10 protein-coding genes are annotated in these 10139 nt (G+C 70.5%); 6 read left to right on the top strand and 4 right to left on the bottom strand.

The genetic code is table 11. From position 1 onward, the window contains the following. Positions 1-204 precede the first annotated feature (204 nt). On the bottom strand, positions 205-1707 hold the full coding sequence (locus ACTHL4_RS07945) for a leucyl aminopeptidase (RefSeq protein ID WP_440282211.1): 1503 nt from the start codon (positions 1705-1707) through the stop codon (positions 205-207). 112 nt (positions 1708-1819) lie between these two features. Between ACTHL4_RS07945 and gcvT the strand changes: the two genes are divergently transcribed. Continuing rightward, positions 1820-2923, top strand: a complete 1104-nt coding sequence (gene gcvT, locus ACTHL4_RS07940) for a glycine cleavage system aminomethyltransferase GcvT (RefSeq protein WP_440282210.1) — start codon at positions 1820-1822, stop codon at positions 2921-2923. A gap of 7 nt (positions 2924-2930) precedes the next feature. On the opposite strand, the gene ACTHL4_RS07935 is transcribed toward gcvT, so the two are convergent. Both ACTHL4_RS07935 and ACTHL4_RS07930 read right to left on the bottom strand, forming a co-directional pair. After that, positions 2931-3602, bottom strand: coding sequence for a response regulator (locus ACTHL4_RS07935; protein ID WP_440282209.1), 672 nt, complete (start codon positions 3600-3602; stop codon positions 2931-2933). Continuing rightward, a complete protein-coding gene (locus tag ACTHL4_RS07930) occupies positions 3589-4791 on the bottom strand; it encodes an ATP-binding protein (protein WP_440282208.1) in 1203 nt (400 codons plus the stop codon). The genes ACTHL4_RS07935 and ACTHL4_RS07930 overlap by 14 nt, the downstream gene beginning before the upstream one ends. Before the next feature lie 131 nt (positions 4792-4922). Between ACTHL4_RS07930 and ACTHL4_RS07925 the strand changes: the two genes are divergently transcribed. The 3 genes from ACTHL4_RS07925 (at position 4923) to ACTHL4_RS07915 (ending at position 6974) form a co-directional block, all read left to right on the top strand. Beyond that, entirely contained in the window at positions 4923-5822 is a 900-nt protein-coding gene (locus tag ACTHL4_RS07925) for an ABC transporter ATP-binding protein (RefSeq protein ID WP_440282207.1), read from the top strand. Continuing rightward, the gene (locus ACTHL4_RS07920; RefSeq protein ID WP_440282206.1) at positions 5819-6643 is read left to right on the top strand and encodes an ABC transporter permease; all 825 of its coding nucleotides are present in this window, start codon (positions 5819-5821) and stop codon (positions 6641-6643) included. Before ACTHL4_RS07925 ends, ACTHL4_RS07920 begins: the two co-directional genes overlap by 4 nt. Before the next feature lie 115 nt (positions 6644-6758). Beyond that, entirely contained in the window at positions 6759-6974 is a 216-nt protein-coding gene (locus ACTHL4_RS07915) for a hypothetical protein (RefSeq protein ID WP_440282205.1), read from the top strand. Between the two features lie 58 nt (positions 6975-7032). Here the strand turns inward: ACTHL4_RS07915 and ACTHL4_RS07910 are convergent, their stop codons facing one another. After that, positions 7033-7629: a DUF3043 domain-containing protein gene (locus ACTHL4_RS07910; protein WP_440282204.1), complete on the bottom strand. Its 597-nt coding sequence runs from the start codon at positions 7627-7629 to the stop codon at positions 7033-7035. A 115-nt stretch (positions 7630-7744) separates the two neighbouring features. Between ACTHL4_RS07910 and ACTHL4_RS07905 the strand changes: the two genes are divergently transcribed. Both ACTHL4_RS07905 and ACTHL4_RS07900 read left to right on the top strand, forming a co-directional pair. After that, positions 7745-9115, top strand: a complete 1371-nt coding sequence (locus ACTHL4_RS07905; protein ID WP_440282203.1) for a dipeptidase — start codon at positions 7745-7747, stop codon at positions 9113-9115. After that, positions 9108-9992, top strand: a complete 885-nt coding sequence (locus ACTHL4_RS07900; RefSeq protein ID WP_440282202.1) for a nucleotidyltransferase domain-containing protein — start codon at positions 9108-9110, stop codon at positions 9990-9992. Before ACTHL4_RS07905 ends, ACTHL4_RS07900 begins: the two co-directional genes overlap by 8 nt. Positions 9993-10139: the final 147 nt, after the last annotated feature.

Raw genomic sequence — 10139 nt, 5'->3', positions numbered from 1 at the left:
TCCGCCCCATGTGGGGGTAGTCCTTCCACTCGACGCCTCGCGACAGCAGTGGGACGCCCCACGCCCAAGCTCGGGGGGCGTCCCTCTGCTGTCGGTCGTCGTCTCCTCTGGCGTCCGCTTGTCGTGCGCGAAGGTGGCTCTTGCCTGTCGCCGCTGGACGACTTGCGGTCTTCTGGGCCGTCCGCCGGTCGGCTGACCCCCCGGTCAGCTGCGGGACTGCGCCAGCTGCACCAGGGTGCGCACGCCGTACCCGGAGGCGCCCTTGCCGACATACCCGTAGGCGTCGTCGGTGGAGTATGCCGGCCCGGCGATGTCCAGGTGCGCCCACGGCAGCGGTGACCCGTCGGCGTCCTCGCCGACGAAGTCCTGCAGGAACAGCGCGGCGACGATCATCCCGCCCTGGCGCGCGCCGGTGTGCTTGGTGTCGGCGACCAGCGACTTCATGCCCGAGCGCAGGTGTTGCAGCAGCGGAATCGGCCAGAGGTCCTCGCCCGCGTCGGCGGCTGCCGCCACGACCTCGTCGCGAGCGGCGTCGACGTTGCCGAGCACCGCGGCGGTCCGGGTGCCGAGCGAGAGCACCGCGGCGCCGGTCAGGGTCGCGACGTCGATCAGCAGGTCCGGCTCCTGCCGGGAGGCCAGCGCGAGCCCGTCGGCCATCACCAGCCGGCCCTCGGCATCGGTGTTGATGACCTCGACCGTCCGGCCGTTCGGCATGGTCAGCACGTCGCCGGGGCGCTGCGCGTCCGAGCCGGTGAGGTTCTCGGCGAGGCAGAGGTAGGTCGTCACGGCCACTGGCAGGCCGAGTTCGGCGATCGCGGCGGTGGCGGCGGCCACCGCCGCCGCGCCGGCCATGTCGCACTTCATGGTGATCATGCCCTCGGCCGGCTTGATGCACAGGCCACCGGAATCGAAGGTGATGCCCTTGCCCACGAACGCCAGGTGCGACTTCGCACGGGCCGGCTCGTAGCTGAGCACGACCATCCGCGGCGGACGGGCCGAGCCGCGACCGACGCCGATCAGCCCGCCGCACGACTCCTTCGCCAGCGCCTTCTCGTCGAGGATCTTGACCTTCACCTTGCTGCCGGCGAAGTGCTCCTTCACCGCGGCCGCGAACGACTCGGGGTAGAGGTCCAGCGGGGGAGTGTTGACCAGGTCCTGCGCCCAGGCGCGCTCGTCCGCCACGACCTGGGCCTGCTGGACGCCGGCCTTGACGGCCTTGTCCTTGGCCAGCGAGGTCAGCACGGTGATCTTGGCGACGGCCTTACCGCCCGCGCCGTTCGACTTGTATGACGTGAAGGCGTAGGACCCGAAGAGCGCGCCCTCGGCGACCGCGGTGACCTGTGCCGGACTGCCGGCCGGGAATGCCACGGTGATCGTCTCGGCCTTGCCGGACAGCGCGCGCACGGCGGCACCAGCGGCGCGGCGCAGCGCCTCGGCATCGTCATCGGTCGGCGTTCCGGCCAGACCCGAACCGGTCACCACGACCTGGCCGGCGACGCCGGGGACCCCGGCCAGCTTGATGACCTCGTCGGCGGCGCCGCTGGCCGAGAGCGTCAGCAGGCAGGCGTCCAGGTGCTCCCTGGTCTCGGCGGCGAGCGCCGGTGTGGCGGCGACCTGCGCGTGCTCGCCGTCCTGGACCGCGAGCACGACCAGTGCATCGCTCTTGCTCTTGGCGACCAACTGGTCGGCAACGTTCAGCCTCGGCACGACTTCTTCTTCTCCTGACGGTGAGGTGGATGGCACGACGGGACGACCCGGTGCGACTCGATGGTGGGACTCCGGCGACGATACGCCCTCGTCAGGGCGCTAGCGTGCCGGTATGACCGAGCAGCTCAAGACGTCCCCCTTGCACGATCGCCACGTCGCACTCGGTGCGAAGCTGGCTGACTTCGGTGGCTGGCAGATGCCGATCGAATACCCCGGCGGTGGTGTGCTGCGCGAGCACACCGCGGTCCGTGAGCGGGTCGGCATCTTCGACGTGTCGCACCTGGGCAAGGCCCTGGTGCAGGGCCCGGGCGCCGCCGACTTCGTCAACCGCTGCTTCACCAACGATCTGCGCAAAGTGGCGCCGCCGAAGGCGCAGTACACGATGTGCCTCGACGAGGAGACGGCCGGCGTCGTCGACGACCTGATCCAGTACCTACGATCGGACGACGAGGTCTTCCTGGTCCCGAACGCCGCGAACACCGCCGAAGTGGTCCGCCGGATGCAGCAGCAGGCGCCGGACGGTCTGGAGATCGCCGACCAGCACAGCGACTACGGCATCATCGCGGTGCAGGGCCCGAAGGCTCCGGAGGTCGTCGCGGCGCTCGGGCTGCCCACCGACCTGGATTACATGTCCTTCGGTGTGGCGCAGTGGGAGGGGCGCGAGGTCATCGTGCTGCGCTCCGGTTACACCGGCGAGAAGGGTTTCGAGCTGGTGCCGCGCTGGGCGGACGCCCCGGCCCTGTGGGACGCGCTCGTCGAGGCCATGCAGCCGTATGACGGTCTCCCGTGCGGGCTCGGCGCCCGGGACACACTCCGCACGGAGATGGGTTATCCGTTGCACGGCAACGAACTGTCGATGCAGATCACCCCGAACATGGCCCGCGCCGGCTGGGCGGTGGGGCGCAGCAAGGACGCCTTCTGGGGCAAGGAGGCGCTCGCCGCGCAGAAGGAGGCCGGCGGCTACCGGCTGACCTGGGGGTTGAAGGCGACCGGCCGGGGCATCCCGCGAGCGCACTGCGAGGTGAAGGACTCCGAGGGCGCGGTGATCGGTGAGGTGACGTCGGGCACCATGTCGCCCACGCTGAAGGTCGGCATCGCCATCGCGCTGATGGACCGCGGCACCAAGGAGGGCGACGAGGTCGTCATCGACGTGCGCGGCCGGGAGCTTCCCGCCGTCGTCGTCAAGCCGCCGTTCGTCCAGACCCAGGTCGACTGAGCGGGACTCAGTCCAGGCCGGCGTCGTGCACCACGATGGCGACCTGGACGCGGTTGTCGGCGTCGAGTTTGGTCAGCACCCGCGACACGTGGGCCTTCACGGTCGGCACACTCATGTAGAGCTGCCGGCCGATGTCGGCGTTCGACAGGCCGCGCCCGACCAGTTCGGCGACCTCGCGTTCGCGTTCGGTCAGGGCGGCGAGGCGACGACGGGCGGCGTCATACCCGTCCGTCGCGCCGGCCGTGACCTTCTCGACCAGTTGCCGGGTGACGCTGGGGGACAGGATCGGATCCCCGGCGACCACGGACCGGACGGCGTCCACGAGCCGCTCGGGCGGGGTGTCCTTGAGCAGGAAACCGCTGGCGCCGGCACGCAGCGCCTGCACGATCAGGTCGTCGGAGTCGAAGGTCGTCAGCACGATCACGTGCGGCGGATCCGGTTGCCGCACGATGGTGCTGGTCGCGTGGATGCCGTCGGTGCCCGGCATCCGGATGTCCATCAGGACGACGTCCGGGCGCTGCGCCCGTGCCACGGCCACACCGGCGGCGCCCTCGGCCGGGTCGTCGCTCAGCACGTCGATGTCCGGTGCCCCGCGCAGGATGAGCCGGAGGCCGGCGCGCACGAGCGCGTCGTCGTCGACCAGCAGGACCCGGATCGGCCGGGTGTCAGGAGTCGTCACGGGGCCACGGTAGCCGCGCCCGTATGACGAAGTCGTCCGCGCGGTCTCGGCTGGCGGTCAGCTCGCCGCCGACCAGTTCGGCGCGTTCGGTGGCCCCCACCAGTCCCAGGCCCGAGTCCGGCATGTCGCCGGTCACGAACCGGCTGTCCGGGCCGGGCACACCGTTGCGCATGGTCAGCCGCAGGTCGTCGCCGTCCCGGCACAGCAGGATCGACAATGGCTGCCCGGGCGCGTGCTTGCGGCGGTTGGTCAGCCCTTCCTGCACGATCCGGTAGGCGTTGCGCGAGGTCAGGTCGGTCAAGCCGCCGAGGTCGTCCGGCATGGTGAGTTCGATCGGACCGTCGGTGGGTTCGAGGGCGGCTACCAGTGCCGGCAGGTCGCCGAGAGTGGGCTGTGGCGCGTCGGGGCGGTGTGACTGCGTCATCGGGCCGCGCAGCACCCCGAGCACCTCACGCAGCTCGGTCAGTGCCGCGTGCGCGTTGTCCCGGATGATCGCCGTCGACTCCCGCAGCTCGTCCGGTGAAAGGTTCGTGCGGTAGGTGAGCGCCCCGGAGTGCATCGCCACCAGGGAGATCCGGTGGGCCAGCACGTCGTGCATCTCCCGCGCGATGCGGGCCCGTTCGGCAACTCGCGCCTGCTCGACCCGCAGGTGCTGGCGATCCTCGGCGACCGCGAGCTGGTTGCGCAGATTGTCCACGAGCACGCGACGCGCACCGATCGCCCAGCCGATGGCGACGCACAGGGCGACCGCGAGAGCGCCGATCACCGTGTCGGTGATCCACTCGCTGAAACGGTCGTGCGCGTCGGTGTAGAAGAACAACTGCGAGATGTATCCCGCCACCAGCGCCTCGAGGCAGCACACGAGCGTCGGCCGCCACCGGCGGTGCACTGCCAGGGAGATCAGCGCGATGCAGGAGGACGCCGCCGCGACGACGGAGAGCGCGGACAACGCGGTCACCACGAAGCAGATGCCGAACGGCCATCGGCGACGCCACAACTGCAGCACGAGCGCAACCGCGCCGAGCGCGAGGTCGGCCGCGATCCAGGGGCCCGGGTCGCGGTATCCCCGTGCGCCGCCGGCGATCTGGGCGGCGAGCAGCAGACCCCCGAGTGCCGCCGCCGCGAGCTCGCGCCACACCTCGCCCCAGACGTGGCGGCGACGGCTGGTGCCGGGCAGGGCGAGGCTCACGCCGTCAGCGTAGAGCGCCGGCGGACCGGGCCGGCAGAGCCGTCGGTCGCGCGGATGCCATACCAAAGTAGGAGGGCGGTTCCATCCAGCGGCCGATGTGCGCTCGGGCCGTTCCGGGGATCGTGGTGGTCATGATCGAAGTCACGAACCTCACCCGCCGCTACGGCTCGTATGCCGCGGTCGACGACGTGTCCTTCTCGGTGCACCCCGGGACGGTCACCGGTTTCCTGGGACCCAACGGCGCCGGCAAGTCGACCTGCATGCGGATGATCTGCGGGCTGACACCGCCCACCAGTGGCGTGGCGACCGTGCTCGGCAAGCCGTATGCCGCCCTGGGCAACCCCGGCCGGCAGGTGGGCGTGCTGCTCGACGCGGCGGCACAGCACACCGGACGGACAGGGCGGGAGATCCTCACCCTCGGCGCGATCATGATGGGCCTGGACCGCAGCCGGGTCGACGAGATGCTCGAACTCGTCGGACTGACACCGGCCGAGTCGCGTCGCCGGCTGCGCAACTACTCGCTCGGTATGCGCCAGCGGCTCGGCATCGCGCACGCGTTGCTGGGCGACCCGCGGGTGCTGATCCTCGACGAGCCGGCCAACGGGCTCGACCCGGCCGGCATCCGGTGGATGCGCAGTCTGCTGCGCGGCTTCGCCGACGAGGGCGGCACCGTGCTGCTGTCGTCCCACCTGTTGCACGAGATCGAAGTGGTCGCGGACGACCTCGTCGTCATCGGCCGGGGGAAGATCGTCGCCAGCGGCTCGAAGGCGGAACTCATGTCCGCCGCGGGGACCACGGTCCGCAGCGACGACGACGCGCGCCTGGCAACCGCCTTGGAGGTCGGCGGTTTCCAGGCGACGCCGCTGAACGGAGGCGGCATCCACACCGATGCGGCACCACGTGCGGTGGGCGCGCTGGCGCTGGAGCAGCAGATCGTGCTCGTCGAACTGCGCGAGGCCGGGTCGGCCGGCCTGGAGGAGATGTTCCTGCAGCTCACGGCGGGCGACGCCCGGGAAGGAGTCGCGGCATGAACACCCGGCCGGACACGACAACCGAGGAACGGGCCGACCGCGCCGCTCCGGCACCACCCCGACCGGCCGCGGCCACGCCCGGCATACCGTTCGGGCGGCTGGTCTCGCTGGAACTGCGCAAGTTGTGCGACACCCGTGCCGGGCGGGTGCTGGTGCTGGTGGTGGCCGCGCTGGTCGTCGGCGTCTCGCTGATCGGTGTCTTCAGCGGCAGCCCGGGCGAGGACAAGAACCTGAGCGATTTCCTCGCGCTGGCGTCGCTGCCGCTGCAGATGGTGCTGCCGCTGCTCGGTGTGCTGGCAGTGACCGCCGAGTGGTCGCAGCGCACCGGGCTGGTGACGTTCACCCTGGAACCCCGCCGCGCACGGGTCGCCTACGCCAAGTGGGCGGCCGGCCTGATCCTCGGGCTGGCGGGCGTGGTACTCGCCCTGATCAGCGCAGTGGCGTTCACCGCGCTGACCGGCGCGCTGCGCGGCGGCGACCAGTCATGGAGTCTCGGTTGGCAGATCATCCTCGGCGTCATCGTCGGGCAGCTGCTCTACATGTCGATCGGTGTCGCCTTCGGAATGCTGCTCCAGAACACGCCGGGCGCGATCGTGGCGTTCCTGATCCTGCCGACGCTCTGGTCGATCCTCGGCAGCTTCTCGTGGTCGGAGTCGGTGGCGAAATGGGCGGACACCAACCGGACGATGTCGCCGCTGTATGACGGCACGATGCACGGCGATGACTGGCCGAAGCTGATCGTGTCGTTGCTGATCTGGCTGGCGCTGCCGATGATCGTCGGCATCTGGCGGATGACGCACAGCGAGGTCAAGTCCGCGTAACCGGAGCCACCCGGTCGGTCACCGGGTCCGCGAAACCCACTGCACTCGGGGGTGCAGTGGGTTTTCGCGTGTTCCGGCGGCGACGGTGTCAGCGGTGGTGACTAGGGTTCCGGCCATGAACGATGGCTGGCGGTGGACCTATGAGGACGCACACGGAAGCGCAGTCCGTGGAGTGGAGCTGGTGACCACCGGCTTCCCGACGCAGAGCGACGCCGAGAGCTGGCTCGGTGAGCAGTGGCGGGCGTTGTTCAGTGTGGGCGTGAGCGCGGTGACGCTGCATCACGGTGAGACACGGGTCTACGGTCCGATGCTGCTGACGGCCGGGGGATAGCCCAACCTCGCGGGTCGCGCCGTCGCCCGGCGCCGCCGGGTGAGCACTCTCCGGTGGCTCAGATCTTGTCGCCGCGCTTGACGCGCGGCATCGGCCGACGGCCGGCGCGCAACTGGAACGCCCGCATCACCGCGTACGACGCGGTGCCGCGCGGCGGCTCGGTGTGGAAGCGCTCGCGGATCTGTGCCTTGATCCGGCGCACCATCAGGTAGGCGTCGATGATGCCGAGGATGACGACCATCCACACCAGGAAGAACGCCACCATCTGCAGTGACCGGTTGGGCAGCACGGTCAGCACCAGCACGACGAGCATCAGCGGCAGCAGGATCTCGCCGAAGTTGCGCCGCGAGTCGACGTAGTCGCGGATGAACCCCTTGACCGGGCCCTTGTCCCGAGGAGGCAGGGCCTTCTCGTCACCGCGCGCGAAGGCCTCGCGCTGCTCGACGCGCTGCTTGCGGGCATCCTCCCGGGACTGACGCTTGGCGGCCTTGCGGTCCACCGGCACCAGCGGCTTGCGACGAGCCGCCTCCTGCTCCTTGCGGGACGGAGTCGGCCGGCCCTTCTTCGGCGTCACCGCGGAGTGCGTGGGGACCTCCTTGTCGAGCTTGTCGAGCTTGTCGCGCTTTTCCAGGCCCACGGACGTCTGCGTGGTCACGTCGGAGTCTGCTGGGGTCTTGTTGCGGCCGAACACGTGGCACAGTCTACGGGTGCGCAGGCCGTGCCCGACGACGCGGCACGGCCGGTGGATGCGGACCCGATAGCGTGGCGGTGTGACCGACAACACCACTTCGCCGGACCCGTCCGACCTGACCGCGACCGTGCGGGCACTGATGCCGGGGGTGCGCGCCGACCTGGAGGCGCTCACCCGCATCCCGAGCGTGTCCCTCGACTCCTTCGACCCATCGCACGTGGACGACAGCGCCGAGGCTGTCGCGCAGTTGCTGCGCGACGAAGGGCTCGAGGTGGAGATCGTGCGCGAGGGCGGCCGTCCCGCCGTCATCGGCCGGCTCGCCGCGCCGGAGGGCGCCCCCACCATCACGCTCTACGCGCACCACGACGTCCAGCCGCCGGGGCAGGACAAGGACTGGGACACCCCGCCGTTCGAGCCGACCGAACGCGACGGGCGGCTCTACGGCCGCGGCGCCGCCGACGACAAGGCCGGCGTGATGGCGCACGTCGCGGCGCTGCGCGCCCACGGCGGTCGTCCGCCGTGCGGTGTCAACGTCTTCGTCGAGGGCGAGGAGGAGGTCGGTTCCGACTCGCTGGCGACGATCCTGGAACGTCACGGCGACAAGCTCGCGGCCGACGCCATCGTGCTGGCCGACTCCTCCAACTGGAAGATCGGCGTGCCTGCGCTGACCACCTCGCTGCGGGGGATGATTCGGGTCGTGATCTCGGTGCGCACCCTCGACCACAGCGTGCACTCGGGCATGTTCGGCGGCCCCGTGCCGGACGCGCTGACCGCGCTGACCCGTCTGCTGGCGTCGCTGCACGACGAGAAGGGCGACGTCGCGGTCGCCGGTCTGGTCAGTGGTGACGCCGCCGACCTGGACTTCGACGAGGCACGGCTGCGTGAGGAGAGCGGTCTGCTCGACGGTGTGCAGGTGATGGGCACCGGCTCGTTCCTGTCCCAGTTGTGGACCCGGCCGGCGATCACCACGATCGGCATCGACGCTCCGGCCGTCGACGTGGCCTCCAACACCCTGGTGCCCAGCGCCCGCGCGAAGGTCTCGATGCGGATCGCGCCGTCGGAGGACCCGCGAGCGGCATACGACCTGCTGCGCGCGCACCTGCAGGAGCACGCGCCCTGGGGCGCCCGCGTCGAGGTGACACTCGACGACGAGGGCGCCGGCTTCGACGCCGACGCGGACGGGCCGATCTACACGGCGGCACGCTCCTCGTTCCAGGACGCATGGGACGGCACCGAACCGGTCGACATCGGTGTCGGCGGATCGATCCCGTTCGTGGCGGCGTTCGCCGAGAAGTTCCCCGATGCGGCCATCCTGGTCACCGGCGTGGAGGACCCGGACACACGCGCCCATGGCGCGAACGAGAGCCTGCACCTGGGCGAGTTCGAGCGGGTCTGCCTGGCCGAGGCACTGCTGCTGCAGCGTCTGCCCGACGCGACGTCGGTTGAGTAGGTCGGGGGAGCGCAGCGAAGGAGGCCGTATCGAAACCACGTCTCTCCCGGCGGTAGCTGCGCGTGCCATCGCTCCACTGCCGCAGGGGTATGCCGAGATCCTCGACCACACCGTCGCGACGCTCAGCGCCGACGGGCGTGTCGAGGCGCTCTGGCTCAGCGGGTCGCTGGGCCGGGGAGTGGCCGACGCGGGCAGCGACCTGGACCTGGTGGTGACCGTCGCGGACGACTCCCGCGACGACTTCGTCACCTCGGCGGCGACGACCTGGGCGTTCCTCGACCCGGTCATCAGCTACGAGATGCCCGGACTGCCCGGGAGTTTCGTGCTGACCACTGCGGACGGATTGCGGGTCGATGCCGTGCTCGAAGCGACGTCTGACATCGCGGAGACGCCATACCGTCATCGGGTGCCGGTCTTCGATCGTCGACACGATGCGACGTCGCCGCCGACCGTCGTGGATGCCCAGCGGGGGCCGGATGCGCAGCGCATGGAGGCGATCGCGCTCGAGTTCGCGCGGCAGCTGGCGATCTTCCCGGACGCGGTGGTGGCTCGGTACGACTGGCTGCTCGGGCAGGAGGCGGTGCACAACTACCGGCGCGTCCTCTACGAGCTGTATGTCGAGTCCAACCAACCGCTGCCGCCGATGGGCGTGAAGCAGTGGTCGGCGAAACTGACTGCGGCGCAACGCGATCGACTCGCATCCCTGCAGGTGCCTGCGGCTGACGAGAGGTCGGTGGTCGCCGCGATGCAGCAGGTGCAGCGGGTCATCCGGGCCGAGGGGCGAACGATCGTCGAAGCCGCCGGCGCGATCTGGCCGGAGGATGCTGTGCGAGCCGGGCTCGCCCGGTGGCAGGCACGTGGAGTCGACGCCGGGTAACGTCGAGTCAGTGTCAGGGTGATGTTGCCGCTCTCGCGGTGGTTGGATCCTGAGCACCTGGTGTCTGGCTCGTAACGTCGGTGTCGCCTTCGGGTTGATGAACATACGTTTTGCCGGCACCGGGTGTGAAGGAGCCGGCCGGCGTGA

Source organism: Flexivirga sp. (assembly GCF_051955415.1).
Classification (GTDB): domain Bacteria; phylum Actinomycetota; class Actinomycetes; order Actinomycetales; family Dermatophilaceae; genus Flexivirga.
The sequence above is the reverse complement of the archived record's forward strand: the minus strand, read 5'-3'. Positions and strand labels throughout refer to the sequence as shown.